Genomic DNA, 26,536 nt, shown 5'->3' with positions numbered 1-26,536 from the left:
GGGCGTCGACATGGGCTTTCGTGTGCAGCGTGTGGCCGTGGTCGCGACCGGCGTCATTGGCGCCAGCTGGGCCGCGTACTTCTTGGCCCAGGGGCTGGAGGTGGACGCCACCGACCCCGCCCCTGGCGCCAGGGAGCGCCTGCAGGCCGCGGTAGCCCGCCACTGGCCCGTGCTTGAGCGCAGCGGCCTGGCACCCGGGGCGCGCATGGAACGGCTGCGCTTTCATGACCGGCTGGAGGACGCGCTGGCCCACGCGGACTTTGTGCAAGAGAGCGGGCCGGAGCGCCTTGACTTCAAGGTGGACCTGCTGCGCCGCATGGACGACGCTGCGCCGCACCACGCGATTCTTGCATCGAGCTCGTCAGGCCTTTCGGTCTCGGCGATGCAGGCGCAGTGCCTGCGTCCCGAACGCGTCGTGCTGGGGCATCCGTTCAATCCCCCGCATTTGATCCCGCTGGTCGAGGTGGGCGGCGGCGACAAGACATCGCCCGAGTCGATCGCCGTGGCCATGGATTTCTACAAGGCCATCGGCAAGCATCCCATCCACGTCCGGCGCGAAGTCAAGGGGCACATCGCCAACCGACTGCAAGCCGCGCTCTGGCGGGAGGCTTTTCACCTCGTCAACGAGGGCGTGGCCAGTGTCTCCGACATCGACACCGCCATTGCCCAGGGCCCCGGCTTGCGCTGGGCGCTGATGGGCCCGTTCATGAACCTGCACCTGTCGGGTGGCGATGGCGGTATCGGCCACTTGCTGGCCCATCTGGGTGGGCCCATCGAAGACTGGTGGAACGACCTGGGCGCGCCGCAGATGACGCCCGTGCTGCAGCAACGCGTAGTGGACGGCATGAAGCAGGCATTGGCCGGGCGTGCCAGCGCCGAACTTGCCGATGCGCGCGACGCCTTGCTGATCGGCCTTCTGCATGCCAAGCAGGCCACACCGATCCTCGACGGACCGGACCGACCGAATTACTGATTTCTTCGCCTGCGCGCCGGGCAACCGGCGGGACAGGTGCGCCCGTACCCACCCCAAGAGACAACACCATGCAACCTGGATTCCTTGATGACGAAACCCAGATCGCGCTGCCGCTCACGGTGCAGACACGGTCGGACGACGGCTCGTTCACGCTGCGCTCTCCGGTGCCGCTGGGCGCCTATGCGCGTTGCATCGGCGAATGGGTAGAGCGGTGGGCACAAGAGACACCCGATGCACCCGCCTTGGCGGAGCGCGACGACAGCGCAGACCACTGGAACACCCTGAGCTACGGCGAGCTGCGCCGCGCCGTTGGCGCTGTTGCGCAGTCGTTGCTGGACCTCAACCTGCCTGCGGACCGCCCCATTGCCATCCTTTCGGACAACGCGGTGGACCACGCGGTGCTCATGCTGGCAGCGATGCATGTGGGCCTGGCATCGTGCTCCTTGTCGAGCGCGTATTCGCGGTCCAAGGACCCAAGCAGGCTGCACGGCATGCTGGCGGCGCTCGGCCCTGCGCTGGTGTACGCCTCCGATGCCAAGGTGTTCGCACCGGCCCTTGTGGGGTACGAATCCGACGCGGTGAAAGTCTTCAGCCGGAATGCGCAAGAGGTGGCTGGCGCGCTGTCATTCGCGCATTTGCTGATGGGTACCGAAACCCCCGCGGTCCGTCGCGCGTTCGAGACCATCGCGCCTGACGGCCATGCCAAATATTTGCTGACTTCGGGATCGACGGGCCGGCCCAAGGTGGTGATCAACACACACCGCATGCTTTGCGCCAACCAGCAGATGATTGCCCAGGTGTGGCCTTTTCTGGAGCACGAAAAGCCCGTGCTGGTGGACTGGCTGCCCTGGAGCCATACCTTTGGTGGCAACCACAACCTCAACATGGTGCTGTGCCATGGCGGCACGCTCTATATCGACGAGGGCCGCCCCGTGCCCGGGCTGATCGAGAAGACGGTGCGCAATCTGCGCGACGTCAAGCCGACCATGCTGTTCAATGTGCCGCGCGGATTCGACATGCTGCTGCCGTTTCTGGAGGCAGACCCAGCCCTGGCGGCCGAAGTTCTGTCGCGCATACGCCTGGCGTTCTACGCTGCTGCAGCACTGGCCCCGTCGACCTGGCAGCGGCTTGAAGCCATCGCGGCCGACGTGCGGCCGTCGCAGCCGCTGTGGCTGACCACTTCCTGGGGCGCGACCGAGACCGCGCCTGCCGTCACCAGCGCGCATTGGCGCCTGGACAAGGCGGGGTGCATCGGGGCCCCGTTGCCAGGGCTCGAACTCAAGTTTGTGCCCAGTGGCAGCAAGCTCGAGATGCGGGTCAAGGGTGTGTCGGTCTTTTCTGGCTACCGCAACGCGCCGGTCGAGACGGCGGCGGCTTTTGACAGCGAGGGCTTCTATCGCATCGGCGATGCGGGGTACCTGGTTGACCCTGCGCGGCCGGAACGCGGCGTGGTGTTCAACGGCCGGGTCGCAGAAGACTTCAAGCTGTCGAGCGGCAGCTGGGTGTCGGTGGGCACCTTGCGTGTCGAGTTGGTGTCGGAACTCGCCCCGCTGGTGCAGGACATTGTGCTCACCGGCCATGATCGGGATGAGGTCGGCATGCTGGTGTTCCCGTCGGGCGCCGGTGCCGCCGACCGCCCGCGGCTGGAGGCTGCGCTCCGCGCCGCCATGCGGGCCCGGCGCGATGCCGGTGCCGGTTCATCGCAGTGCCCCACCCGCGCCTTGGTGATGGTCGCGCCGCCCGACCCCGACGCTGGCGAAATGACAGACAAGGGCTATATCAACCAGGGCGCCGTGCTCGTGCGCCGCGCTGCGGATGTCGCGGCGCTGTACGCCCAGCCTGTGGGAGATGCGGTGGTCACCCTGGCGTGAACAAGGCGCAGCCGCCGCATACGTGCTCCGCAAAACAAAAAAGGACCAGAGCCCATGGGGCTGCTGGTCCTTTTTACGGGACGAGGCGCCGGGTGGCCATCGGCCATCTCGCACCCCCTCGCGGGGCTGCTTAGGCCGTCGCGTCCTTGAGCTTCTTCAGCGCGCGGGTCTTGATCTTGACCGCGGCTGGCTTGGCGGGGAACCAACGCTCTTCACCCGTGAAAGGGTCCTTGCCGAAGCGCTTCTTCTTGGCGGGGATCTGCTGCAGGCCGATCTTCATCAGGCCGGGCAGCGTGAACTCGCCGGAGCCCTTCTTGTGCACGGAGCCCAGGATCGCAGCCTCGAGTGCAGCCAGCACGGCCTTGGTGGCCTTGGGCTCGACACCGGCTTGCTCAGCCAGATGGGCGACCAGCGTGGTCTTGTTGAATGCCGTCTTGATCGGCTTGAGGCCGGCAGCAGCCACGGGCTTGGCTGCGGGTGCAGCGGCCTTCTTTGCAGCGGACGCTGCAGGCTTCTTGGCAGCAGGAGCTGCTGCCTTCTTGGCGGCGGGAGCGGCCTTCTTTGCGGCAGCGGGTGCTGCGGCCTTGGTGGTTTTTTTGGCGGGTGCCACGGTCTTTTTTGCAGTTGCCATGATGGTGATTCTTCTTTGCTCAGAGTTGTGATGAGCCCTCTCTCAAAAAGAGAAGGTGCGCAATTTTAGGTGCGTCTGCGCATCCACTGCAAAAGCGAAGAATTCCTGGGCTGGTAGAACCTGTTCAAGATCTTTTCGGGGATCGCATTGGAGTGCAATCGGGAGGAGTGGATGCTTCGGATGCGCCGCATGGGCTCGTGCCCATGCAAGCAGCCGGGGCGTCCAATCGCCCGATTTCACTCCAACCCTTCGGGCAAGGTACTTGTGCGACCCCGAAAAGACCTTGAACAGGTTCTTAGAGGCTTCTGCCAACCCGCCGTTGTTGGTAGCGCTGGCGCTGCAGGGCCAGCAATTCGACCACCCCCCACACCAGTGCGCAGCCGAGGGTGCTGCACAGCATGGCGAGGCGATAGAGCTCAGTCTTGCGGTGCGGCTGCGGCATCGTCATAAGACCACCCGTCTGCGCGGGGCAAGTCAAAACTGGGCCATCCCGGCGCGTCGAAGAGTTCATCCAGCAAGCGCTGCAGTCCAAGCCATTTCCAGAGCATGATCGTGGCCCTTTTCAAACAAAGGTGGTGCGGGGAGAAGCTTCTCAATGTCGTTTTGGCACCGGCACTGAACAGCTTCGTTGGGCAAGTTATCGCCCTTGTGTGACGGTTTCGCGTCGGTTCGCGGAATTCACACACTGCTGCATTGGCCCTGCCAGCATGCGGGCGCCGGGGCTATGCTTGCTCTCCATTGCCTGCCGCGCGGGCCCACGCCGCCTTTTTGCTACCCATCCCATGCACACGCTGCCAGAGCTGCTGGCGCTCGAAAAAATCATCGAACTCGGCGCACCCCATCTGGAGGTGCGCGTGGTTCGACAGGTCTCGCTGCCCTCCGGCGAGTGTTTCCCCATCCATTCCATTGCGGTCGGTAATCCATCGCTCGATGTGCCGGCGGTTGGTTTCTTTGGCGGCGTGCATGGGCTGGAGCGCATCGGTGCCGAAGTGGTCATCGCCTACCTGCAAAACGTGGTCATGCGCCTGCAGTGGGACACCACGCTGCACCGCCAGCTGGAGCAGGTGCGGCTCGTTTTCATGCCCGCCGTCAACCCGGGCGGTATGTGGGCGGCGACCCGCGCCAACCCGCGCGGCGTGGACCTGATGCGCAACGCACCGGTGGACGCCACCGACCGCGTGCCGATTGGCGTCGGCGGGCAGCGCGTGAGCGCCGGGCTGCCGTGGTATCGCGGGCGCGTGGGCGATGCGATGGAAGAGGAAAGCCAGGCCCTGTGCGAGGTGGCCACGCAGGAACTGCTGGCGCGGCCGTTCAGTATCTCCATCGATTGCCATTCAGGCTTTGGCCTGAAAGACCGGCTGTGGTTTCCGTTCGCCCACACGCGCAAGCCGATTGCGCACCTGCCCGAGCTGCATGCGCTGCAAGAGATCTTCCTTCAGGCGCACAGCCACCACCAGTACATCATCGAGCCACAAAGCGCCCAGTACCTTGCGCATGGCGATCTGTGGGACCACCTGTACCTGCAGGCCTGCCGCGACGTCCCTGGGCACACGTTCTTGCCACTCACGCTCGAGATGGGGTCGTGGGCGTGGATCAAGAAAAACCCGCGGCAGCTGTTCTCGCGCAACGGCATCTTCAATCCGCTCATCGACCACCGGCAGCAGCGGGTGTTGCGGCGCCATTTGTCGCTGCTGGATTTCCTGGCGCGCGCGGCCTGCAGCCATGCGCGCTGGGTACCCACGCCAGGGCAGCGCGCACAGCGCCGCGCAGACGCTCTGGCGGCCTGGTACGGATGAGCCCGGAGGACCGCCCCATGCGCCAGTGGATCCTGTTGCGCGGGCTCACGCGGGAGGCCGCGCATTGGGGCGCGTTCGCGGCTGACTTTGAACACGCCCTACCGCACGACCGCGTTTTGGCGCTTGACTTGCCTGGCAACGGACAGCTGCACCGCCAACGTTCGCCCGCGTCGGTGCCGGGCATGGTGCAGGCGTGCCGCGAGGCCCTGGCAGTGCGCGGGATCGCGCCGCCCTACCACTTGCTGGCCATGTCCCTGGGAGCCATGGTGGCGATCGAATGGTCGCGTGTCGGCGGGCAGGAGGTTGCGGGCTGCGTGCTGATCAACACCAGCGTGCGCCCGTTCAGTCCCTTGCACCACCGCCTTCGCCCGCGCAACTACGCCGCGCTATTGCAGCTTGCACTGCGCGCGCAGCCAGCCGAAGCGATCGAGGAGACGGTGCTGCGCCTGACCAGCAACCGGGTGGCTGAGCATGGCAGTGTGGTGCAGGACTGGGCCGCGGTGCGCGCACAGCGCCCCGTGTCCACAGCCAATGCCCTGCGCCAGCTGTGGGCCGCAGCGCGTTACCGCGCGCCCGCGGCCGCGCCCCTTGAGCGCATGTTGCTGCTGGCCAGCCGCAGCGATGGGCTGGTGCGGGGCGAGTGCTCTGCGGCCATCGCCAACGCGTGGCAGCGGCCCGTGGTGTCCCATCCCTTTGCCGGGCACGATCTGCCCCTGGACGACCCGCTATGGGTGGTCGAGCAGGTGCGCCGCTGGGTAGCCGAAGGCGCTACAGAGTCTTGAGTATTTCAGTACCGGGCAAGCTGTGCGCACCCTCAGGGGGTAGCAGGCACAAGCGGTGCAAGACCGCCTTGCGCCACGAGCTCGCGGTACCACTCGGCGTAGCCCGCACTGCTGGGGTGCAAGCCGTCCGCCGCGTTCAGCGTGTCGCGGTGGATCACAAACGGGTCTTCGTCGCGCGGCCGGAGCAGGCGCACGTACTGCGCACCCTGGGTGGCCGCAACTTCCTGGACCACACTATGCAGGCGCTCTGAGCGCCGTGCGAACACCCACGTCAGCGGCGCCGCGAAGAACGGCGCGTGGCCGACATTGCCACACGGCATCAGCACCACATGACGGCCCTTTTGCGCGGCGAGGGCCACGGTTTGCTGCAGTTCGTTGCGCAGCGAAAACATCGGCGTGAAACGGATCACATCGTTGCCGCCCGCGAGCACCAGCACCATGTCGTATCCGCCGACGGCGCCCTTGAGCTGCTGCGCCACATCGGCAAACTTCGCGCCATTGGCGGCCAGGTTGTCGATGTGCCACCGCGGATGGTGCTGGCCGATCAGGCCGGCCAGGCTCTGCGCCGGCGTGTCGGCCCCGGTGCCGACGGCGGTGCTATCGCCCACGATCAGCAGGCGCTTTTCTGGCTGCGGGGGGTGCGCCGTAAAGGGCTCGGCGTTGCGTGTGAGCTCGGCCAAGTTTGAGATGCGCCCCGGCGCGCAGCCGGTCAGCAACAACGCGCCGGCTGCGACGGCCAGCAGGGCGGCAAGGCGGGGCGTGGAAAACCACTGGTGCCGGGGGCGTTGGGGGTTGAGGTGCTGGGATGGAGGGGGGCTGCGCGGCGTCATGAGCGCAGGCTAGTGGCTTGTCCGCGGTGCTGGCGTCGGCGGCGTGGTGCGCCAGACGTAGGACGGGCGCGCCCGCAGTCACCGCGCACCGCGCACCGATGCGATGCGGCGGGCGCAGGTGCGGCTACTGCCGGAACACCACGGCTTCCAGGTCCAACGCGCGGATCGCCTGCGCCGCAGTGTCGGCTTGCGCGCGGCTCTCATAAGGGCCCACGCGCACGCGGATGCGGCGGCCCTTGGCCTTGTTCAGCTCCTGGCGGAACGCGGGCAACCCTTCGTTGAGCAGCCGCGCCTGGGCTTTGCGCGCATTGGCCTCGTCGGCAAACAGGCCCACATTGATGTAGTAGCCAGCGGTGCTGCCGACGGCGGGCGGGATACTGCTGGCGGGCTCGGGGGCTGTAGATGCAGACGTGGACGCAGTGGCCTGAGCCGCGGACGCCGCGGGCGCTGGTGCCCGCGATGCGGTGACCGACGCGGATGCCGCCGTGGCAGTGGTTGCTGGCGGCGTGCGTGATGGCCGCTCCGTGGTCGGCGCCGGTTTGCTGGCGGCGGTGTCGGTCTTGGCGGCTTTCTCGGTTTTCTCAGCTTTCGCTGCGGGCGCCGCGGGCTTGGAGGCAGGCGTTTCAGCCTTGGTGGTCAAGCTGGCGGATTTCTCGTTCTTCGCAGCGGCGGCCGTGCGCGGCGGATCGTCCTTCGCCTTGTCCGCGGCTGCGGGGGCTTTGCCGCTGGGCGCGGCTGGGGGTGTGCTGGCCGTTGTGATGGTGGGCGCGCTGGCGGGGGGTGCGGCAGCCGCGGTGACGGCAGGCGGGGCAGGGCGGGTGGCCCGGGCGCTGGATGCAGCGACGAGGGGGGCGGATGCCGCGGCAGGCGTTGGCACGGCAGCGGACTGGGTGGCGGGCTCGGACGCCGCAGTGGCCGCGGTGGGCGCTGGCGTCGCTTTTTCGGGCGCAGGCGGCTCCGCCATCGCGGTGGCAGTGGTTTGCGTTGCGGGTGCGGATGCCACCCGTGCGGCCGATGCAACCGCAGCAGCCGAGGCCGCCTGCGCCACAGTCACTGACGGCGCCATGGTCGTATCAGTACCGGCCTGGAAACCTTCGCGCGGCAGCGCCAAGTACGCGGCGAGCGCCACAACGGCAATGGCGACGTTGGCGGCCACCAGCATCTGCAGGCGCTTGCGGCTGCTGGCGCGCTGGTCCAGCAGCGCGCAGGCCTCGGGCACGGTGCGCGACGCGGCCAGGGCGCGGGCGATGCGGCGGCGGGTGTCGGCGTGCAGGATGGCATTGCCGTACAGCCCCGGCACCGCAAACGCCAGCACCACAAAAGCAGCCAGTACGCCAAAAACCACGCCTTGGGGCCAATCGAGAAACTGGCGCCCGAAGCCAAACACCAGCAGGGCCAGTCCCTCAGCCGCTGCCACGTACACCAACAAGGCGCTCCACATCTGGCGGAACACCATCCAGTTGAGCGTGCACAGGCTGGCGGCCCAGTTCCAGCTCGTGGTGGTGCGGCCGGTGTCGTCAAAGTGCGCGAAGACGGGGAGGTAGTAGTCCTTGTTCACCGGCCCCAGCGCGACGCGGTACAGCGCGGTCATCGCGTTGTCCGAGGGCGAGTCCAGCGACATGGAGGGGATGAGAGAGTCTGCAGGGTCCGGGGTGGCGTGCATGCCCGATTCTGTCATGCACCAGCGCGCATGCGGTGCGGCGGGCGCTGCTGTTGTTGGCTTGCCGCGCCGCGGGTGGGCCGCAGCTTGCCGCACAGGGCGCCGCCGCCAGTTCCACACGCTGCGGAAACCTCAATTTTGAATAAAAATGGCCGCCAGCGCTTATCTAATAAGCACTTATAGCTATAAAAACAATAGCAAACGACCGCCTGGTGTCACGCGCCCCGCACCATGGCCATGATCTTGCCCGCGTCCAGCGTCGAGGCCTTCTGCTGGATCTGCGGCAGGTACTGCGTCTGCATCTGCTTGGCCGGGCCGAGCAGGCTCTGGAACGTCTCGCGCAGCATCTCGGTGCCCATCACGCGGCCGCCGGCGTAGTAGCGCTTGGCCACCTGGCCCAGCGCGTAGGTGGTGGCAAACGAAAACGCCATGCCCGTGGCCGCGCCGCCCATTCCGCCGATGGTGCGGCCCGCCACCTTGCCCAGCAGGCCACCCAGCAGCTTGCGGCCAAACTGCTCCAGGTACTGCGACGTCATGCCCACGCCCGCCGCGGCGATGAATTCCTTGATGTGGCCCTGGTCCAGCTCCACGCCGTGCACCTTGCCGATGCTGTAGACCATCTTCACCTGCATCGGGATGATGGCCATGGACGCCCAGGACTGCGGGAGCAGCTCCAGTGCGCCGTTGAGCATCGCGTAGTTCAGGATGGATTTGTCGAGCTCCGCATCGGCCGGGCCTAAGGGTGTTGAGGGCGCGGAGGCCGATGCCCGACTGGGCGCGGTGCTGGTGCTCTGCGTCGCCGCGTACGTCGCAGCGCCACCGGCTGCCGCACCTGCAATGCCCCATGGCGCGGCCGACGGCGACGCCTTTTCGGTCACGTCCACCAGCGCATCCGCATCGTGGTCAAAAGCCGCCGTCTGCTGCGCGCCCAGCTGCAGCGCCGTTTTGAGCGTGGCCAGGAACTGCGCTTCCGCAGGCGACTGCCGGCCGTCCACATCACACACGCACACCGCCATTTCATAGGCCAACTGGCGGTGGTCAGGATCGGTCAATGCACTGGCAGCCGCCTGCACGCTGGTGCGCTTGAGCAGCACGTCCTGGTAAATGCGGGGCAGGTCGGCCATGCCGGCATCGCCGGCCAGCGACTGCGCGATGCGGCGGATCTCCTCGCGCTCGGCATCGTCCTTGTTGCCATCGGCAAAAGCGGCCAGAAGGGCGATGGTGAGGATAGATTTTTGCTGGTCCAGATTCATGTGCGTGCGGCCCATGGCAGGGCGGTGGGTACAAAACAAAGGTGCACCGCGCGCAGAGGGCACGAAGTGCTTGGTCCACATGCAGTCTAGGCCTGCGGCTTTCAACGCCACAGCGCGTGGGGAATTGCGGACATCTGGTAACCAGGTGCTTCGCGCCCACCACACACTCGCCAAAAAAGCCCGCCCTGCAAAGGGCAAGCCATCGGTCTACCATGCGGGGCTGTTTGCTCTCCACCCACTTCAGCGAGCCCCTGCGATGACTGCCAAAACCCTCAAGATCGATTTCGTCTCCGATGTGTCCTGCCCCTGGTGCATCATCGGCCTGCAGTCGCTGGAGCAGGCAGCCAGCCGCCTCAAGGACGAGGTCGCGCTGGACCTGCACTTTCAGCCTTTTGAGCTCAACCCGCAGATGGCACCGGAAGGCCAGGACATCGGCGAGCACCTGCAAGAGAAGTACGGCGCGACCCCCGAGCAGAGCCAGAAGAACCGCGAGGCCATCGCGGCGCGCGGTGCGGAACTGGGCTTCACCTTCAGCATGGACAAACGCAGCCGCATCTACAACACCTTTGATGCCCACCGCCTGCTGCACTGGGCCGAGGAAAAGGGTGTGCAACGGGCCCTCAAACATGCGCTGTTCAAGGCGTACTTCACCGACGGGAAGGACCCGAGCAATCACGAGGTGCTGGTGGGCGTGGCCAGCGCGGTGGGGCTAGACGCCGAGGACGCCCGCGCGGTGCTCGTGTCGGGCCGCTATGCCCAAGAGGTGCGTGAGAGCGAACAGCGCTACCTGCAAAACGGCATCCATTCGGTGCCGGCCATCATCATCAATGACCGCCACCTGATCCAGGGCGGGCAGCCGGTGGAGGTGTTTGAGCAGGCGCTGCGGCAGCTGAGCGGAATTTCCTGAATCGCTGGCGTCCTGCCCGCGCTGGGGGTCGCCGCCGAGCCGTTCAAAGGTTGTAGCGGCCCGGCGAGAGGATGTTGTGCGGGTCCAGCTGCCGCTTGAGGCTGCGGCCCAGGGCAAGCGCGGAGTCGTCTGGCGTATCGAGCAGGTGAAAGGCCTGGGCCCCGACGCGGTACGGAACGATGCCCAGTTGCCGGCCTTCCCCGAACAGCGCCTCGTAGCAGCGCTGGGCACGTTCCTTGTCGGCGGATGAGCGGCCGTCAAAAAGCAGTGGCACGGAGCTGTCAAAGCAGCGGTCCGAAAGGCTGGTGAGCGTGATCAGGGGCTCGAAACCGTGTTGCAGGCATACCCGTGTGACCATTGCCTCAAAGGCCAGGACCACGTCGGGTGCCATCGGAACCAGGGGCGAGTACCACATCAGGCCGCGGTCGCCGCTCAACAGGCCGCGTGTCAGATCGTCGGGCAACGGGGCGCCCGATTTCCAGTACGGCAGCCGCAGCGCCACATCGTCGGGGATGCCTTCCATCAGGTTCAGCGCGCTCAACATCCGCGCCGCGTGGTCTTGGCCAAAGCCAAAGCCCGCTGCGATGCGGGGAAAGCGGATGGCCAGGCGCTGCAGGACCTCGGCCTTGCGCCGGGTCAGGCTGACACGGCGGCCGCTGCAATGGGCAAACCCGCGCATGATCACCTTGACCGCCGCACGGGCCACGGACTTCTCGCCGTAGACGCTGCCCACGATCAGGTAGGGGCCCAGCTTGTGCGCCCGCAGCAGTTCGGCCATGTCGTCTGCCTGCAGGGGGTTGCCACTCTCCAGGGCGTGCGCGGGGTAGGGGCAGGTCATCGATGCCACGCGGTAGCCGTTGAGGATGTTCACACCGCCCATGACGCCGCCGGTGGTGCGCAATAGCCCGCGCAGTGCGAGCAGCGCGGCTGGCAATTGGTCTTCTTTGTCGAGAAAGATATAAAACGCTTCGACGTGTGGCGGGCGCTGCGCCAGGGCAATCGTCATCTGCGTGACGACGCCGAAATTTGACTGCGAGAACAGGCCGTCCAGGTAGGGACCGGTACCCCATTTGTAGGCTTGGCCGATGCGCTCGCCCCCCAGTGCGCTCAGGCGGGAGCGGTAGAGGCTGCCGTCAGGCAGCACGGCCTGCAGCGCCATCACGGCGTCGAAATGGTCTGCGTGCGGAGTGATTCCGTAGCCACGCTCCAGCGCGTTGCCCACCAGGCTGGTGCTCGGGCCCGCGCCTGTGGTGGGCACCATGAACGGCAAGCCCAGCCGGTCCAGGTGGGCCCGCAGTTGCCCCTGGGTGACGCCGGGTTCAATGGTGGCGGTGCCCAGTTCGGCGTCCACGGCAATCACGCGATTCAGCCGCGAAAGGTCGAGCACCACACAGTGCTCGGATGGGGGGGTGGCGCCGCCGTAGCCCCAGTTCCTCCCGGTGCTGACCGGGTACAAGGCCACGCGGTGCCGCAAGGCGATGCGCACGAGCTCCTGCACGCTTTCTGCCTGCGCCGGGCGCAAGGCCGCCGCGATGGAGCGTGTACCGCCTGCACCGTAGAGGGCGCCCCCGTCGTGGGCCGACAACACGCTGTCGGCGCCCACCAGGGCCCGCCAATCTTCCAAAGCTTGCAGCAATGCGCTCATTGAATCCTTTTGGTGCTGCGCACCGCCCGGCACGCAGGCTTGGGTGGGTTCGGTGCCGCAATCATGCGGCATCCTCCATCCGGCTCAGCGCAGCGGCGATGCGTTTGCGAATGCCCTTTTCTTCAGCATTGGAGAAGCTGTGAGAAAAGAACGGTGGTGGCTCTCCAGCGCCTGCCCCTCGGGTGTCGCGCGCCAGGAGCTGGCGCCCGATGTCCTTGAAGTCGGCGATGAGCAAGACGCCCGGTGCCTTCACGCGCGGATTGCTTTGCGGCGAGCCGTGCGGCAGGAACCCCAGCACCCGCGTGTAAAAGCCCACGTGCCGCGGGTTGACTTCGACCGCGATGTGCGTGGCCCCATTGATCTGGTGCGCGAAGATGAAGGCCACATGGAACATGGAAGCCAACGTCGCAGGCATCGGCGCATGGGGCGCGGTGGCCAGCTTGGTGAATTCGCACAGGCGCGCACCGCTGGCCCGAAAGCCGTTCAACAACTCCGGAAAGCATTCGTCCGACAACAAGCCCGTGCCCAAGTCCAGCTGGACCGTGAGCGTTCCGATGACCTGTTTGTCTTCGTAGGCGACGATGGTCATGCGCTCGGGCGACATGGTCAAGGTCTGGGACCCATAGCCTCGCTGCCGATAGCGGCGGTTCAGCAAGCCGACGGCGTCTTGCAGCACCGACGGGCGCCTGGCAATTCTGATCTTGAAGCCTTCGCCCTTGAGTTCCGGCGAAAAGGCCGAGCGCATGAACAGCGTGCTGTGTGGCGCGTCGCCAGCAAAGACAGACGACGGACTGCGCGACACGGGGCCGCCTTCGGGCTGCTGCGTCCAGCGCTTTTTCAGGGCCTGCATCAGGCGCTGCAAGGTCGACGTGCTGATGTGGTCACGCATGGCGCCCTCCCATGGGCGTCAGCCACTCAGCCAGTGGTACCACGAATCGGCGCCCCAGCAGACCCACCGACAACCACATCATGAAAGACCAGCCGGGGATGCCGCCGAAGCCTGCGTCCGGGTAAGACCACAGGCCGCTGGCCACCCCAGCCCATTCGACCGACAAGCCGAGCACCACCGCGCAAAGGCCATAGCCAAGGTCGTCCCGGCTGTGGAACAAGGCAAGCAGCACCGCGCAAGACGCTGTGCTGGCGATGGTCAGTGCGCGTGCGTCATGGCCAAACAGCGAGAACGCAAGCACGGTGGCCAACAAGCCGATCCAGGCCGACGGGCTGAGCCGAACGGCCTGTGCAGGGCGGCCCACGAAACGGACAATGTGCAAATACCAGCCCATCCAAAGTAGGGGTTCATGCCACGGCATGAGCAGGAAGTCCTGCTGCCGAAAAGTGAAGGCACCCGAGAACAGCGCAACGTAGTTTTGCGCAACAAAAAAAGGGCCGACGATGGCGAACATCACCCACTCCTTGCGCTCGATCGGGCGGAATACTAACAGCCACTGCACGGGCAGTACGATGGCTAGCAGCCATGTGGTTTCGATGGTGCAAATCTGAAGCAGGGTGAGGACAAAACTGGTGGCCACCACTGCCCGCTCAGGGGTGCCGTGCACACCGGCTTTCATGGGGTGCAGCGCCGCAGCGTGTCGGTCCGCGATGGAGAAGCCGTACCCACAGCACCGACCGTGCGGCACCATGAACGACACGTTATTTCAATGCCACCTTGCGCGGTGTGTGGGGCGTGGGTGGCCACATGCCGTGTGTCAGGGCCTTGATGTTGTTGCGGGGCAGGCGGGTGCGGGCGGGCGGAGTTTTTCATCCGCGCATTTCAGGCCAAAACGAACCCCGCGACCATTGGACTGAACGGCTACTACTTAGGTCTTAGCACCTGCGCGGCACCCCGCCGCAATTTGCCCCCCCGCTTGCTCCCAACGCACTACGCCGGACCGTCGAGCAGGTGCAGCATGAGCGCGCGCAGCTTGCCGGGCCGCACCGGTTTGTGCAGCACGGCGTGGCCGCTGTCCGCGGCTTCGCGCAGGCGTTCGGGCGCGGTGTCGCCCGTCACGAGCACGCCGGGTATGGGATGGCCGCAGAAGGCCACCACCTTGGCAATGGCCTGCGCGCCGGTCTCCCCGTTGCGCAGGCGGTAGTCGCTGATGACGATCTCCGGCACCACGCTCTGCGTCGCCAGGCGGGCCAGCAGTTCGTCGGCGCTGGCCGCTGCCGTCAACGAACACCCCCAGTGCTCGAACAGCTGGCGCATGCCTTCCAGCACGATCGGGTCATCATCGATCGCGGCGATCGACCGCCCCCGCAGCGGTTGCAGGCCTTCGATGACTTGCGCTGCCGGTAACACCGGCGGCACTGCACTGATGTGGCAACGGGGCAGCTCGACCGTGAATGTGGAGCCACGTCCCGGCGACGAGCGCAGCGCCACCGGGTGGCCGAGCATGCGGCTGAGGCGGTCCACGATCGCGAGGCCCAGGCCTACCCCGTGGCTGCGGTCGCGCTCCAGGTTGTTGATTTGGTAGAACTCCTGGAAGATTTCTTTGTGCAGTTCGGGTTGAATGCCCGGGCCGCTGTCGCGCACTTCGATAAGCACGGCCGTGGCGCGCGGGCGGCACGCGACCAGTACGGTCCCGCGGCGGGTGTGCTGGATGGCATTGCTGACCAGGTTGCGCACCATGCGGTCAAGCAGCGCGGCGTCACTGTGGACGGCGATGTGTGGTGCCGGAAGGTGCATTGCAAATCTGAGCCCTTTGCGTTCGGCCAGGGGTCGAAACTCGGCCTCGATCCGCTCCAGCGTGTGCCGCAAGGGCAGCGGCTGGGGGGCGCACTGGATCACGCCCGCGTCCAGCTTGGAGATGTCGAGCAGCGCGTTGAAGAGGTCCTCCAGCGTGTGGATGGTGGTCGTGATAGTGCGCAGAAGGTGCTGCGAGGCTTCGTCATCGATGCGCGGCCGCAGGGATTCAAACAGCAAACCCAACGCGTGCATGGGCTGACGCAGGTCATGGCTGGCGGCTGCAAGGAAGCGCGACTTGGAAAGGTTGGCGTAGTCGGCCTGCTCCTTTTGCAGCTTGAGCGCCTGGATCAGGTCCATGTTCTCGAACCGCAACACCAGGGAGCGCTGGATCATTGCGTGCACGTTGTGCGCAAACGCCAGCGTGGCAAACGCCAACGCGAACGTCAGCCCGGCGATGACGAGCCCATTGCCTTGCTCCATCTGCGCTGCACCGAGCAGGGTGAGGCCGAGCATCGGAACGATGTAGCCGTAGAAAAGTCGCCGGTCGGCGGAGAGAAACGCGGCGCCCCCGAAAGCCATGCCCGTGATGGCTGGAAAGAGCACCTGCTGGACCTGCGTGGATGGCGCCAGAAACGGCGAGAGCCCCGCCACTCCCCACATCGCCCCAGTGCACCATGCGATCTCTGCAAACCGGCGCGCGGCCGTGTCGACGGCGGTTGGCGAGGGCCCTGCCAGTGGGCCCCGGCAGAGCAGGTAGTCCGCCGCACCCTTCAAGGTGAGCGCGGTACCGAACGCACCCCAGCCCAGCAGCGCCGCGGTGGGCACCTCGCCCCACAACGCGCAGATTACCAGCAAGCTCAGAATGAAGTTGGCACTGAGTGTGAAAGGGTAATTGCGGTAGATCAGCCGCACCTGCTCGGTGCGAATGCGGGCGGTCCAGGAGGCGTCTTGCACGGCTGGGCGCTCGGGAAGGGCGCTAAACGAGATCGTCGCCACGCTGGAAAAGCGCCACGATGGCTTCGGCCCGCGAGCTGACGTTCAAGACCCGCAGGATGGCTGTGACATGCACCTTGACGGTGTTTTCAGCCAGGTTGAGCGAGCGCCCAATCTGCTTGTTGGATTGACCTTGCGCCATCAGCCGCATGACCTGCATCTGCCGCTCGGTCAGGTCGAGCGCGCCGTCTTGCTGCGGCGACGGGGTTGTCTGCACGTCCAGTGCGATGTGGGAGGGCAAATAGACATCGCCCGCCAGCACCAGGCGCAGCGCATATTCCAGGACTTCGGCAGACGCAGCCTTGGGGACAAAGCCGAGGGCTCCCAGGCGCAACACGGCCATGATCTCCTGCTTGTCCTCGGACGCCGATACCACGACCACCGGCAATGTTGGGTGCTGCGTCCGCAGCGTTGTGAGCACCTGGATGCCGTCAAGTCCGGACAGGCGCAGATCAAGCAGCACCAAGTCCAGGTCGTCGTGGAGCAGGGGCCGTGCCTCGTCATACGCCGCGCATTCCAGCACAGTCGCAACGGGGTCGATCCGCTGGATGATGCCTTTGAGGGCTTGGCGGTACAGGGGGTGATCGTCCAGGAGAAGGAACTTCACGGCAAAGGACAGCGGCTGTCGGTGTGCGGGTCAGGCGATTGAAAAGGCCGGTGCGAAGTGGATTCGGCGCGTGCAATGTAGCACCGAGGGTGCGCGCAGAGTGTGCGAGATGGGCGGCAATTGCTAGCCGTCCAAAAGAAAAAGGGAACGTCCCGGAGCGTTCCCTTTTGTTGCCGAACCGGCGACCGTGGTGCTTGGCTCACCGGCGTCAGTGACGCCGGTGAGCCTGCATTTGACGATGCACTCGCCTACCCGCGTTACTTGCGCAGTGGAATCGCCGTCGCCCGGTCCACCGGCACAGCGGTCACGCTGTTCTGGGGTGATCCGTCCACGAGTTTCTCGGAATACGTGAGGTACACCAGCGTGTTGCGCGGGACGTCCACCATGCGCACGATGCGCAGGCGCTTGAACAGGATGGACATGCGCTCGCTGAAGACTTCTTCTTGCTTCTTCAGGGGCTCGGGAAAGCTGATAGGCCCCACTTGCCGGCACGCGATGGAGGCCTCGGCGCGATCCTCGGCAAGTCCGAGCGAGCCCTTGATGCCCCCGGTGCGGGCGCGGGAGACGTAGCAGGTCACGCCCGGTACGCCCGGGTCGTCGTATGCCTCCACGATGATGTCGTGGTCACGGCCAAACCATTGGAAGGCCGTGTCTACGGTGCCAATCTTTTCGCCCGCCGCTGCCTGGGCCGTGCTGGCCGTGCCCGCCAAAGCCGCAACGGCCAGCAGGGCGGCGGCGGTCGTCGTCGCCGTGGCTTTCACGCAGTGGCTCCTGCTTCGGTGCAGCGCTGGGCCAGGTGCGCGAGGGCCTCCTCGACCTGGTCCACCAGCACCAGGCACAGGTCGCCGGGCTGCAGGCGCTCCAAGGCGGCGTCGATGGCGATGAACTCGCCGCGGATCTCTTCGACGTGTTTCGTGCGCGGCGCGCCGGCCAGGCCTTCGCGCAGCAGGTTCATCACTTCGCCGTCGGCACGCCCGCGCTGGGCGGCGTCCTGGTACAGGATGACGTCGTCGAACGCGGCACCCAGGATGACGGTCTGCTCGCGGATGTCTTCGTCGCGGCGGTCGCCCGCGCCGCTGATGACCACGCTGCGGCGATTGGCGGGCAGGGCGTCCACGGCCTGCACCAGGGCGCGCATGGCGTCGGGGTTGTGGCCGTAGTCGGCGATCACGGTGGCGCCGCGGTAGTCCATGATGTTGAAGCGGCCGGGCGCGTTGTCGCTGTCGTTCACGAAGCCCGACAGGCCGCGGCGGATGGTCTGCCAGGGCATGCCCACGCCCCAGGCGGCGGCGACGGATGCCATGACGTTCTCGACCTGAAAGCCGATCTTGCCGTTGCGCGTGATGGGCACGTCGCGCAGGTGGATGGTCTCGCGCCACGAGCCTTCGGATGCGACGATGGAGTCGCCGTCCACGTACACGGTGCGGTGGCCCTGCGCGCGGTGCGTGGCCATCACGGGGTGGTGGCGGTCGGCCGCAAAGAAGATGATCTTGCCGGGGCACGACGGTGCCATGGCGGCCACGATGGGGTCGGCGGCGTTGAGCACGCCGTACCCGGTGGTGGCCACGTTCTGCACGATCACGCGCTTGAGCACCGCCAGGTCTTCCACGGTGGTGATGTAGTTCAGCCCCAGGTGGTCGCCCGCGCCGATGTTGGTGACCACGGCCACCTGGCAGCGGTCAAAACCCAGGCCTTCGCGCAGGATGCCGCCCCGGGCGGTCTCGAACACGGCGGCGTCCACCTCAGGGTGCAGCAGAACGTTGCGGGCGCTCTTGGGGCCGCTGCAGTCGCCGCTGTCGATCTGGCGGCCGTTCACGTACACGCCGTCGGTGTTGGTCATGCCCACGCGCAGGCCTTGGGCGTTGAACAGGTGGGCGATGAGGCGTGCGGTAGTGGTCTTGCCGTTGGTGCCGGTGACGGCCACGGTAGGGATGCGGCCGTCGTCGCCATGGGCGTACAGCTTGTCGACCATGGCCTGGCCCACGTTGCGGGGCTTGCCGTAGCTGGGTGCCAGGTGCATGCGCAGGCCGGGGGCGGCGTTCACTTCGACAAAGCCGCCGCCTTGCTCTTCGAGCGGGCGCAGCACGGTCTCGGCGACCATGTCTACGCCGCAGATGTGCAGGCCTACCATCTGGGCGGCTGCAATGGCGCGCGCGGCGACTTCGGGGTGCACGTCGTCGGTCACGTCGGTGGCGGTGCCGCCGGTGGACAGGTTGGCGTTGTTGCGCAGGATGACGCGCTGGCCTTTGTCGGGCACGGAGTCGGGCGTCAAGCCCTGCAGCGTAAGGCGTGCCACGGCGATGTCATCGAGGCGGATCTTGGTGAGCGAGGTAGCGTGGCCTTCGCCACGGCGCGGGTCCTGGTTGACGATGTCCACCAGCTCGCGCACGGTGCGCTGTCCGTCGCCCAGCACCTGGGGCGGCTCGCGGCGCGCGGCGGCCACCAGTTGGTCGCCCACCACCAGCAGGCGGAAGTCGTGGCCGGGCAGAAAGCGCTCGACCATCACGGTGCCGTATTCGGCCGCGGTGCGGAAGGCTTCATCCAGCTGCGCGCGGTCGGTGATGTTGACGGTGACGCCCTTGCCCTGGTTGCCGTCCTGCGGCTTGACCACCACGGGCAGGCCGACCTTGAGGGCGACTTCCCAGGCTTCGTCCATCGTGTCGACGGGCTTGCCCAGCGGCACGGGCACACCGGCGGCATGCAGCAGGCGCTTGGTCAGGTCTTTGTCCTGGCCGATGGATTCGGCCACGGCGCTGGTGGAGTCGACCTCGGCGGCCTGGATGCGGCGCTGCTTGGAGCCCCACCCAAACTGCACCAGGCTGCCGCGCGTGAGGCGGCGGTACGGAATGTTGCGCGCCACGGCGGCGGCCACGATGGAGCCGGTGCTGGGGCCCAGGCGCTCGTCTTCGTCCAGCTCGCGCAGCTCGGCGATGACGGCTTCGGCGTCGAAGCTGCCGGTGCCTTGTGCGGCGTTGATGAGCTGCTCGGCGTACTCAAACGCCTTGCGGCCCACGGCTTCTTCGCTGTACTCGACCACCACCTGGTACACGCCGGCGTCGGTGGTGGCGGTGGTGCGGGCAAAGGTCACCGGGCAGCCGGCTTGCGCTTGAAGGGCCAGTGCAGCGGTCTGCATGACATGGGCCAGAGAGATGTCCGGGCCGCCGCTTTCTGAGTGCAGCGCGCCGATCCCGGGGAAGAGTGCGCGCAGCCTTGCTTCGAATCCTGCGATCTGGCCGACGGCACGCTCGGCTTCGGTGCAGGTCACGATGGCCTCGATGGCCATGTGGCGGCTCCAGAGATTGGGGCCGCGCAGGGCCCGGGTGCGGGATACATCCATGGGGAGTCTCTTTCAGTGATCCATCAAGGGCCGCTGGGCCCGTTTATCTATCAGGTGGTGGCGCGGTGCAAGCGGCTCAGCTGGGCAGGCCCACAGGCGCAGGCAGGTCCGGCTCGAAGGTCTTGATGCCCGCACCAATCAGGTCGGGCGCAATGTCCAGCGCCCAGGCGGCGCCCACGGCGGCGAGCAGCGCATCGGTATCTGGCACCACGGCGTTGCGGCCGAAGGTGAGGTCTGCCAGCGAGCCGAGCACGTGCTCGGCGCTGCCGGTGGCCAGTACCACGCGGCCGTTCTTGACGATCACAGCGCGGCCGTTGTCGGTAGCGCGGTGCTCCACGATGGCAGGCAGCGTGGCGTCTTGCGCATAGAGCACCACCGCGCCGTCTGACAGCGGCGCCAGGTCGGCCACCTGCGGGATAGCCGCGTTCAGCACGGCGGCGCCTTCGGACAGCACTACGTCGACCTGGGTGCGCATCACCTTGGTCATCTGGTCCTGCTCGTGCACGTCGAACTCGGCGAGGGTTTCCACTCCGTCCATGTCCGTGACCACGCCCACCTGGCAGCGGTCATAGGCCAGGCCGTCGCGCAGGATGGTGCGTGCATCGCTTTCGATCACCGCCGCCTGCACGGTCTGGTTCATCAACAGGCGGTGGGCAGCTTCCCAGTGCGCGCAATCTGTCGTCTCAACACAGCGGCGGTCCAGGAACAGGCCTTCGCGGCAGGCCAGCCCCGTGTGGTGGCCGCCCAGATGCAGCAGCCATGCCACCAGGCGTGCAATGGTCGACGTGCTGCGCGTGCCCGCGACGCCCACCACGGGGATGCGGCCGGCCTGGCCGGAGTCGTCTTCGGAAGGGAACAGGTGTTCGGCGATGGCCTGCCCCACAGGGCGGGGGGCGCCCACCGCCGGCTTCAAGTGCATGAGCAGGCCCGGGCCCGCATTCACCTCGACGATGGCGCCGCCCTGCGTGTGCAGGGGCTTGGAAATATCGAGCGCCACCATGTCGATGCCGGCGATATCCAGGCCCACCACCTTGGCGGCGAGCTGGGCGATGTAGGCGACCTCGGGGTGCACATCGTCCGTGCAGTCCACTGCCACGTTGCCATTGCGTTGCACGACGATGGTCCGGCCGGCCGTGGGCACGGTGTCGGGCAGGACGTCCTGGCGCTTAAGTTCGAGCAGCACCTTGGTGTCGGTCTCTAGATTGATAATCTCCAGCGGGTACTCTTCTTCGTAGCCGCGGCGGGGGTCGGAGTTGAGCTGGGTGTCGATCAGTTCGCGCACGGTGGAGCGGCCGTTGCCGGTGATGCTGACCACCTCGCCGCGGGCTGCAGCCACCAACTTGCCGCCCACCACCAGCAGGCGGTGTTCGTCACCGGGGATAAAGCGCTCGACCATCACGTCGCTGCCCTCAGGGTAGGCCACGTGGTAGGCCGCTTCGATGTCTTCCTTCTTGTGCAAATCCAGCGTCACGCCCCGGCCGTGGTTGCCGTCAGAGGGCTTGACCACCACGGGCAGACCGATGTCTTGTGCGGCTTCCCAGGCTTCTTCGGGGCTGTTGACGACCTGGCCTTCGGGGATCGGCACGCCGCAGGCCTTGAGCAAGCTTTTGGTCAGGTCCTTGTCGCTGGCGATGCCTTCGGCGATGGCGCTGGTGAATTCGGTCTCGGCTGTCCAGATGCGGCGCTGGCTGGCGCCGTAGCCCAGCTGCACCAGGTTGCCGTCGTTCAGGCGAATGTGAGGAATGCCGCGGTCGGTGGCGGCGGTGACGATGCAGGCGGTGCTGGGGCCCAGGTACTGGTCGTCGACCTCGGTGCGCACGCGGGCCACAGCGGCTTTGACGTCAAATGGTTCATCGTGGATGGCCGCCATGATGAGCGCATGGCCCTGGGCCAGTGCCACGCGCGCCACACTCTCGTCGCGGGCGCGGAACACCATGCGGTACACGCCGCGTTGCGACGTGCTGCGGGTCTGGCCGAACCCGGTGGGCATGCCCGCCAGATTCAAGAGCTCGATCACGATGTGTTCCAGCACGTGGCCGCACCAGGTGCCTTCTTCCAGGCGTTCCAGGAATCCACCGCGTTCGCCCACACCGCAGTGGTGTTCGATGAGTGCCGGCAACCAGGCCGTGAGGCGGCTGTTGAAGCCGGGAAGGGTGTTGGACGGGTAGTCCTCCAGCTCGCCCAGATCAAGCCAGACCTCCAGAACCGGCCGGTACGTCCAGATGTTGGGGCCGCGCAGGTAGTTGATGCGAAGCAGTTGGATATCGTTGAGTTTCGCCATGGATTGCAGCGGATGTTCTGGCCCGGGGGCGGGCTTTTCAGAGGAAGAATAAGAGGAACACGTCGATGGACGGCGATTGTGCGCCAGAGCGGCGGCCGTTGGCAGAGTCAGCCAAATGGTCGCCGCAGACGTTGGATGAGGATGTCGTCATGCCCGAGAACAGGTTCTTGGGCGCAGTATCGGCGAGAATTCGCGCTTTCGCGAGACCGGTTGCGGCAGGCTGCCGGGGGCGGGGATACCAACCAAAAATGCAACATCACCATTCTGTGGACGCCTCGGGTGTCTTTTCCAGCCCCTTGGGGGCTGATCTGCGGGCCATGCTCGCTCCCCAAGAGAACGTACTGGCGGCGTTACAGGTTGACCTGAGCGCAGATCTGCGGTTTGGCTCCGGCTGGGTGGTGGTGACTTCTGCTCGGCTTTTGGCCTGCGACCCTGGCGCGACCGCCTGGCGCGGCTGGCCCTTGGGCGATGGGTTGTCGTTGCGCCTGCAAGACCACGGCGGTGTGGGTTCTTTGGAACTGCATGGCCCCGAGGCGCGCTTTGCCCTGTGGCGCTTCACCCTCGCGCACCACGCGCAGGCACTGCGCCTGGTGCTGCGGTTCGAGCAGCAGACCGCGCTGGGCGATACCGGCGCCGAGGCCGACGCGGATGAGCCGGTCTGCCCCACCTGCCACACGCCCCTGCCGCCTGACACTGAAGAATGCCCGGCCTGTGCCCGCGCCCAGCCGCCGCAGACGTCCACCTGGGTGCTGCTGCGCCTGTGGCGGTTTGCCCGGCCCTACCGCAAGCACCTGGCCGCCGGTTTCTGCCTGACGCTGGCCTCCACCGCCGCCACGCTGGTGCCGCCGTACCTCACCATCCCGCTGATGGATGACATCCTGATCCCGTTCCAGAACGGCAAGCAGATCGACCCGAGCCTGGTGCTGCTGTACCTGAGCGGGTTGCTCGCGTCGGCCCTGGCCGCCTGGGGCCTGTCGTGGGCACGCACCTATATCCTGGCGCTGGTGTCCGAGCGCATTGGCGCCGACCTGCGCACCACCACGTACGAGCATTTGCTGCGCCTGTCGCTCGACTATTTCGGCGGCAAGCGCACTGGCGATTTGATGGCGCGCATCGGCTCCGAGACGGACCGTATCAACGTCTTCCTGTCGCTGCATGCGCTCGACTTCGTGACCGACGTGCTCATGATCATGATGACGGCGGCCATCCTGTTTTCCATCAACCCCTGGCTTGCGCTCGTCACGCTGGTGCCGCTGCCCTTCATCGCCTGGATGATCCACACCGTGCGCGACCGCCTGCGCACCGGCTTCGAGAAGATCGATCGCGTCTGGTCCGAGGTGACCAACGTGCTGGCCGACACCATTCCCGGCATCCGCGTGGTCAAGGCCTTTGCCCAGGAAAAGCGCGAGGCCGAGCGTTTTCGCGCGGCCAACCAGCACAACCTGGAAGTCAACGACAAGCTCAACAAGACGTGGAGCCTGTTCACCCCCACCGTCTCGCTGCTCACCGAAATCGGCCTGCTCGTGGTCTGGGGCTTCGGCATCTGGCTGGTGTCGCGCAACCAGATCACGGTGGGTGTGTTGACCGCCTTCATCGCCTACATCGGGCGCTTCTACAGCCGGCTCGATTCGATGAGCCGCATCGTGTCGGTCACGCAAAAGGCCGCTGCCGGCGCCAAGCGCATCTTCGACATCCTGGACCACGTGAGCAACGTGCCCGACCCCGCCCAGCCCGTGAAGGTGGACCGTGTCGTAGGCGCCATCGCCATGCGCAACGTGGGCTTCCGCTATGGCAGCCGCTCAGTGATCAAGGGGCTGGACCTCGATATCCGCCCCGGCGAGATGATTGGCCTGGTGGGCCACAGCGGCTCGGGCAAAAGCACGCTGGTCAACCTGATCAGCCGCTTTTATGACGTGAGCGAGGGCTCCATCCAGGTCGACGGCGTGGACGTGCGCCGCTTTGCCGTGGCCGACTACCGCCGCCACATCGGCTTGGTGCTTCAGGAGCCGTTCTTGTTCTTCGGCACCATTGCCGAGAACATTGCTTACGGCAAGCCCGAGGCCACGCGCGAGGAAATCATTGCCGCCGCCCGCGCGGCGCATGCGCACGAGTTCATCCTGCGCCTGCCGCACGGCTACGACTCGCTGGTCGGTGAGCGCGGCCAGGGCCTGTCGGGTGGGGAGCGCCAGCGCATCAGCATTGCGCGTGCGCTCCTGATCGACCCGCGCATCCTGATCCTGGACGAGGCCACCTCGGCCGTCGACACCGAGACGGAAAAAGAGATCCAGAAGGCGCTGGACAATCTGGTGCAGGGCCGCACCACCATCGCCATTGCCCACCGCCTGTCCACCCTGCGCAAGGCCGACCGCCTGGTCGTGATGGACCGTGGCGAGGTGGTCGAGGTCGGCCCGCACGACGAGCTGATGGAAAAGCAGGGCGCTTATTGGCGGCTGTATGAAGCCCAGGCCCGCCGCGCCGAGGAAGACGCCCAGGCCGCTGGCGTGGTTGTTATCGACAGCAGCCTGCTCCATCCGGCCCACCCCGCCGGCAACTCCTGAACCGCCGACCGCCGGACCTCGCCATGAACAACGCCTCCCCTTTCACCCCTGTTCCTGCCGGCTCCTCGGTGCCGACCCATTCAGCGGGGCGCGGCAGTTTTGCGCTGGCGCGCAATGCCCACGGCCGCCTCGTACTGACACTGGCCAACGGCACGGTCCATGAAGGCATCACGCCGGTGCGGGCGTTTCCCATCGCGGCACCGGGCGAAGGGCTGTCCCTGGTGGGCTCGGATGGCCATGAAATCCTGTGGATCGACCGGTTGGCCGAGCTGGAGACCCCCGTGCGCAGCCTCATTGAAGAAGAGCTCGCGGCCCGCGAGTTTGTACCCACTATCGAAAAAATCGTGGCTGTGTCGAGCTTCTCGACCCCGAGCACCTGGGACGTGGTGACAGACCGCGGTGCAGCCCGGCTCGTGCTCAAGGCCGAAGAAGACATTCGACGCTTGGGTGGCCGCACTCAGCTGTTGATTGCCGGTGGGGACGGCCTGCAGTTTCGGGTGCCGGACACGACCGTGCTCGACAAGCATTCGCGCAAGCTGCTGGAACGCTTTCTTTGATCGCTGGCGGCTCGCAGCTGGCCCGCTGACCGCCAAGCGAAAGCCGCGCACCTTGGTGTCTGCCGCTCCTCTGCGGGCCGTATTTCACTGAGTCGGCCTGGGTTTGCTGCTGGATAAGTAAGGGGCCGCCCCAAACCGGGTCTCGGCATTCTTTGGTGGCATTGAGGGCCAGACATGTGCCCGCTTCCATCCGAAACCCGGTTGCTCCGCCGCGTTTCGACCCGGAATGTCCTTTTTTTGCAACCCGCCGCGGCCGTCTCGGCCCCGCAGGCTCCTGTCTCTGCGTTCGCACTGCCACCGTGAACAGTGGTTATCCGCACATCTGCCTCCGCAGTGATCCAAAACCGCCCCAATACCGCGCCAAAAAACTAGGGTAAACCCTATTTTTTGTTCAATCGGTGAAAAAGACCTTAATTTCCCTTTCTTTTTGCCGTTATGAATTACGAAGAAGGTGAAAAACCCTCCGCAGTTTCCATTCAACTACCGGGCCAATGTCATGCAAATGCCACCTGTCGACCGATCGCCGAGTTGGCGTCCTCAGGGCGCTGATTTGTATTCCACTGGCGCGTCGGGCGCACCGCCAGTGCGCCCCATCAACCCTCCGACCCCCGTCGAATCCATGGACCGGCTCGGTGAAGGGGCGGTTGTTCGCGAGCCGGACAAGCCTTCCAACGCCGACGCCGCCAACCGCGACTGGACCGAGGTCAAGAAGAAGGAAACCGTGGAGGAGCCGCCCGAGCCACCGAAGGAGCCGATCTACAAGCAGCTGCTCGAACTCATACAGTCCATGTGGCGCGCCAGCGGCAGCGCGGTGGAAGTGGCCCAGGACATCAACAAGATGACCTTGCAGGAGCGGCTGGCCCAGCAGGTCAAGAATGAACCCCTGATCTATTCAGACCCCAAGGTGAAGCGCACCGGGGGGCTGTGACGATCTCGCCAAGGGTTTCGGACCCCGAAGCGCAGTACGGTGACTCGTACTGCGCTTTTTTCTTGGGCGGTAGGTCGTGGCGCTGTAAGCAGTAGCGCTGCAAACCGGGCCCGCTGAGGTGGGCAGGCTCTCCGTGGATTGAATGCTATTAAAAATATAGCTACAAATGCTTTATGGATAAGCGCTAGAGCCCAATTTAACTAAAAAATTTGAGTGGCGGGAGTTCTGCTGTGCTCCGAAC

Annotated in this window: 21 protein-coding genes; 8 read left to right on the top strand and 13 right to left on the bottom strand. The window is 66.1% G+C overall.

Features of this window, described 5'->3' with window-relative positions:
• Positions 1-10: 10 nt before the first annotated feature.
• Positions 11-973 carry a 3-hydroxyacyl-CoA dehydrogenase NAD-binding domain-containing protein gene (locus tag ACSQ3Q_RS20115; protein ID WP_436136096.1) on the top strand — a complete coding sequence of 321 codons (963 nt, stop codon included), beginning with the start codon at positions 11-13 and terminating at the stop codon, positions 971-973.
• Positions 974-1,041: 68 nt separating this feature from the next.
• Positions 1,042-2,844 (top strand): feruloyl-CoA synthase, encoded by a 1,803-nt coding sequence (locus ACSQ3Q_RS20110; RefSeq protein ID WP_436136095.1) that lies wholly within the window; start codon positions 1,042-1,044, stop codon positions 2,842-2,844.
• A gap of 130 nt (positions 2,845-2,974) precedes the next feature.
• On the opposite strand, the gene ACSQ3Q_RS20105 is transcribed toward ACSQ3Q_RS20110, so the two are convergent.
• Entirely contained in the window at positions 2,975-3,475 is a 501-nt protein-coding gene (locus tag ACSQ3Q_RS20105; protein ID WP_436136094.1) for an HU family DNA-binding protein, read from the bottom strand.
• A gap of 295 nt (positions 3,476-3,770) precedes the next feature.
• The gene (locus tag ACSQ3Q_RS20100) at positions 3,771-3,923 is read right to left on the bottom strand and encodes a hypothetical protein (protein WP_436136093.1); all 153 of its coding nucleotides are present in this window, start codon (positions 3,921-3,923) and stop codon (positions 3,771-3,773) included.
• A gap of 334 nt (positions 3,924-4,257) precedes the next feature.
• Here ACSQ3Q_RS20100 and ACSQ3Q_RS20095 point away from each other — a divergent pair, with 334 nt between their 5' ends.
• Both ACSQ3Q_RS20095 and ACSQ3Q_RS20090 read left to right on the top strand, forming a co-directional pair.
• On the top strand, positions 4,258-5,271 hold the full coding sequence (locus ACSQ3Q_RS20095; RefSeq protein WP_436136092.1) for a M14 family zinc carboxypeptidase: 1,014 nt from the start codon (positions 4,258-4,260) through the stop codon (positions 5,269-5,271).
• A gap of 17 nt (positions 5,272-5,288) precedes the next feature.
• Positions 5,289-6,053, top strand: coding sequence for an alpha/beta fold hydrolase (locus ACSQ3Q_RS20090; protein WP_436136091.1), 765 nt, complete (start codon positions 5,289-5,291; stop codon positions 6,051-6,053).
• A gap of 32 nt (positions 6,054-6,085) precedes the next feature.
• Here ACSQ3Q_RS20090 and ACSQ3Q_RS20085 read toward each other — a convergent pair whose 3' ends face one another.
• The 3 genes from ACSQ3Q_RS20085 to ACSQ3Q_RS20075 all read right to left on the bottom strand — a co-directional run bounded on the left by ACSQ3Q_RS20085 (position 6,086) and on the right by ACSQ3Q_RS20075 (position 9,796).
• On the bottom strand, positions 6,086-6,883 hold the full coding sequence (locus ACSQ3Q_RS20085) for an SGNH/GDSL hydrolase family protein (protein ID WP_436136090.1): 798 nt from the start codon (positions 6,881-6,883) through the stop codon (positions 6,086-6,088).
• A gap of 124 nt (positions 6,884-7,007) precedes the next feature.
• Positions 7,008-8,546: an SPOR domain-containing protein gene (locus tag ACSQ3Q_RS20080; RefSeq protein ID WP_436136089.1), complete on the bottom strand. Its 1,539-nt coding sequence runs from the start codon at positions 8,544-8,546 to the stop codon at positions 7,008-7,010.
• Positions 8,547-8,758: 212 nt separating this feature from the next.
• Positions 8,759-9,796 carry a YcjF family protein gene (locus ACSQ3Q_RS20075; RefSeq protein WP_436137042.1) on the bottom strand — a complete coding sequence of 346 codons (1,038 nt, stop codon included), beginning with the start codon at positions 9,794-9,796 and terminating at the stop codon, positions 8,759-8,761.
• 256 nt (positions 9,797-10,052) lie between these two features.
• Between ACSQ3Q_RS20075 and ACSQ3Q_RS20070 the strand changes: the two genes are divergently transcribed.
• On the top strand, positions 10,053-10,703 hold the full coding sequence (locus ACSQ3Q_RS20070) for a DsbA family oxidoreductase (RefSeq protein WP_436136088.1): 651 nt from the start codon (positions 10,053-10,055) through the stop codon (positions 10,701-10,703).
• Positions 10,704-10,746: 43 nt separating this feature from the next.
• On the opposite strand, the gene ACSQ3Q_RS20065 is transcribed toward ACSQ3Q_RS20070, so the two are convergent.
• From ACSQ3Q_RS20065 to ACSQ3Q_RS20030, 8 genes are all read right to left on the bottom strand, one after another.
• Positions 10,747-12,348, bottom strand: a complete 1,602-nt coding sequence (locus ACSQ3Q_RS20065) for an FAD-binding oxidoreductase (protein WP_436136087.1) — start codon at positions 12,346-12,348, stop codon at positions 10,747-10,749.
• 61 nt (positions 12,349-12,409) lie between these two features.
• Positions 12,410-13,237, bottom strand: a complete 828-nt coding sequence (locus tag ACSQ3Q_RS20060; protein ID WP_436136086.1) for an N-acyl amino acid synthase FeeM domain-containing protein — start codon at positions 13,235-13,237, stop codon at positions 12,410-12,412.
• Positions 13,230-13,916: a hypothetical protein gene (locus ACSQ3Q_RS20055; RefSeq protein WP_436136085.1), complete on the bottom strand. Its 687-nt coding sequence runs from the start codon at positions 13,914-13,916 to the stop codon at positions 13,230-13,232. The genes ACSQ3Q_RS20060 and ACSQ3Q_RS20055 overlap by 8 nt, the downstream gene beginning before the upstream one ends.
• A gap of 311 nt (positions 13,917-14,227) precedes the next feature.
• Positions 14,228-15,988, bottom strand: coding sequence for an ATP-binding response regulator (locus ACSQ3Q_RS20050; RefSeq protein WP_436136084.1), 1,761 nt, complete (start codon positions 15,986-15,988; stop codon positions 14,228-14,230).
• Positions 15,989-16,010: 22 nt separating this feature from the next.
• Positions 16,011-16,634, bottom strand: coding sequence for a response regulator (locus ACSQ3Q_RS20045; RefSeq protein WP_436136083.1), 624 nt, complete (start codon positions 16,632-16,634; stop codon positions 16,011-16,013).
• 257 nt (positions 16,635-16,891) lie between these two features.
• The gene (locus ACSQ3Q_RS20040; RefSeq protein WP_436137041.1) at positions 16,892-17,362 is read right to left on the bottom strand and encodes a CreA family protein; all 471 of its coding nucleotides are present in this window, start codon (positions 17,360-17,362) and stop codon (positions 16,892-16,894) included.
• Between the two features lie 29 nt (positions 17,363-17,391).
• Positions 17,392-19,971, bottom strand: a complete 2,580-nt coding sequence (gene cphA / locus ACSQ3Q_RS20035; RefSeq protein WP_436136082.1) for a cyanophycin synthetase — start codon at positions 19,969-19,971, stop codon at positions 17,392-17,394.
• A gap of 76 nt (positions 19,972-20,047) precedes the next feature.
• Positions 20,048-22,252 (bottom strand): cyanophycin synthetase, encoded by a 2,205-nt coding sequence (locus ACSQ3Q_RS20030; protein ID WP_436136081.1) that lies wholly within the window; start codon positions 22,250-22,252, stop codon positions 20,048-20,050.
• A gap of 248 nt (positions 22,253-22,500) precedes the next feature.
• Between ACSQ3Q_RS20030 and ACSQ3Q_RS20025 the strand changes: the two genes are divergently transcribed.
• The 3 genes from ACSQ3Q_RS20025 to ACSQ3Q_RS20015 all read left to right on the top strand — a co-directional run bounded on the left by ACSQ3Q_RS20025 (position 22,501) and on the right by ACSQ3Q_RS20015 (position 26,295).
• A complete protein-coding gene (locus tag ACSQ3Q_RS20025) occupies positions 22,501-24,810 on the top strand; it encodes an ABC transporter ATP-binding protein (RefSeq protein ID WP_436136080.1) in 2,310 nt (769 codons plus the stop codon).
• A 23-nt stretch (positions 24,811-24,833) separates the two neighbouring features.
• Positions 24,834-25,367, top strand: coding sequence for a DUF1854 domain-containing protein (locus ACSQ3Q_RS20020; RefSeq protein ID WP_436136079.1), 534 nt, complete (start codon positions 24,834-24,836; stop codon positions 25,365-25,367).
• Positions 25,368-25,863: 496 nt separating this feature from the next.
• A complete protein-coding gene (locus ACSQ3Q_RS20015) occupies positions 25,864-26,295 on the top strand; it encodes a hypothetical protein (protein WP_436136078.1) in 432 nt (143 codons plus the stop codon).
• The last annotated feature ends 241 nt before the right edge of the window (positions 26,296-26,536 follow it).

The sequence above is a fragment of the Acidovorax sp. LjRoot129 genome (assembly GCF_964253765.1).
Lineage (GTDB): Bacteria > Pseudomonadota > Gammaproteobacteria > Burkholderiales > Burkholderiaceae_C > Acidovorax.
The sequence above is the reverse complement of the archived record's forward strand: the minus strand, read 5'-3'. Positions and strand labels throughout refer to the sequence as shown.

What these genes read in the sequence shown, in the direction of transcription:
- ACSQ3Q_RS20100 (WP_436136093.1), bottom strand. Translation starts at nt 3,923, where the DNA reads ATGACGATGCCGCAGCCGCACCGCAAGACTGAGCTCTATCGCCTCGCC.
- ACSQ3Q_RS20030 (WP_436136081.1), bottom strand. Translation starts at nt 22,252, where the DNA reads ATGGCGAAACTCAACGATATCCAACTGCTTCGCATCAACTACCTGCGC.
- cphA (WP_436136082.1), bottom strand. Translation starts at nt 19,971, where the DNA reads ATGGATGTATCCCGCACCCGGGCCCTGCGCGGCCCCAATCTCTGGAGC.
- ACSQ3Q_RS20090 (WP_436136091.1), top strand. Translation starts at nt 5,289, where the DNA reads ATGCGCCAGTGGATCCTGTTGCGCGGGCTCACGCGGGAGGCCGCGCAT.
- ACSQ3Q_RS20105 (WP_436136094.1), bottom strand. Translation starts at nt 3,475, where the DNA reads ATGGCAACTGCAAAAAAGACCGTGGCACCCGCCAAAAAAACCACCAAG.
- ACSQ3Q_RS20020 (WP_436136079.1), top strand. Translation starts at nt 24,834, where the DNA reads ATGAACAACGCCTCCCCTTTCACCCCTGTTCCTGCCGGCTCCTCGGTG.
- ACSQ3Q_RS20065 (WP_436136087.1), bottom strand. Translation starts at nt 12,348, where the DNA reads ATGAGCGCATTGCTGCAAGCTTTGGAAGATTGGCGGGCCCTGGTGGGC.
- ACSQ3Q_RS20075 (WP_436137042.1), bottom strand. Translation starts at nt 9,796, where the DNA reads ATGAATCTGGACCAGCAAAAATCTATCCTCACCATCGCCCTTCTGGCC.
- ACSQ3Q_RS20080 (WP_436136089.1), bottom strand. Translation starts at nt 8,546, where the DNA reads ATGCACGCCACCCCGGACCCTGCAGACTCTCTCATCCCCTCCATGTCG.
- ACSQ3Q_RS20055 (WP_436136085.1), bottom strand. Translation starts at nt 13,916, where the DNA reads ATGAAAGCCGGTGTGCACGGCACCCCTGAGCGGGCAGTGGTGGCCACC.
- ACSQ3Q_RS20085 (WP_436136090.1), bottom strand. Translation starts at nt 6,883, where the DNA reads ATGACGCCGCGCAGCCCCCCTCCATCCCAGCACCTCAACCCCCAACGC.
- ACSQ3Q_RS20110 (WP_436136095.1), top strand. Translation starts at nt 1,042, where the DNA reads ATGCAACCTGGATTCCTTGATGACGAAACCCAGATCGCGCTGCCGCTC.
- ACSQ3Q_RS20025 (WP_436136080.1), top strand. Translation starts at nt 22,501, where the DNA reads ATGCAACATCACCATTCTGTGGACGCCTCGGGTGTCTTTTCCAGCCCC.
- ACSQ3Q_RS20015 (WP_436136078.1), top strand. Translation starts at nt 25,864, where the DNA reads ATGCAAATGCCACCTGTCGACCGATCGCCGAGTTGGCGTCCTCAGGGC.
- ACSQ3Q_RS20095 (WP_436136092.1), top strand. Translation starts at nt 4,258, where the DNA reads ATGCACACGCTGCCAGAGCTGCTGGCGCTCGAAAAAATCATCGAACTC.
- ACSQ3Q_RS20070 (WP_436136088.1), top strand. Translation starts at nt 10,053, where the DNA reads ATGACTGCCAAAACCCTCAAGATCGATTTCGTCTCCGATGTGTCCTGC.
- ACSQ3Q_RS20115 (WP_436136096.1), top strand. Translation starts at nt 11, where the DNA reads ATGGGCTTTCGTGTGCAGCGTGTGGCCGTGGTCGCGACCGGCGTCATT.
- ACSQ3Q_RS20060 (WP_436136086.1), bottom strand. Translation starts at nt 13,237, where the DNA reads ATGCGTGACCACATCAGCACGTCGACCTTGCAGCGCCTGATGCAGGCC.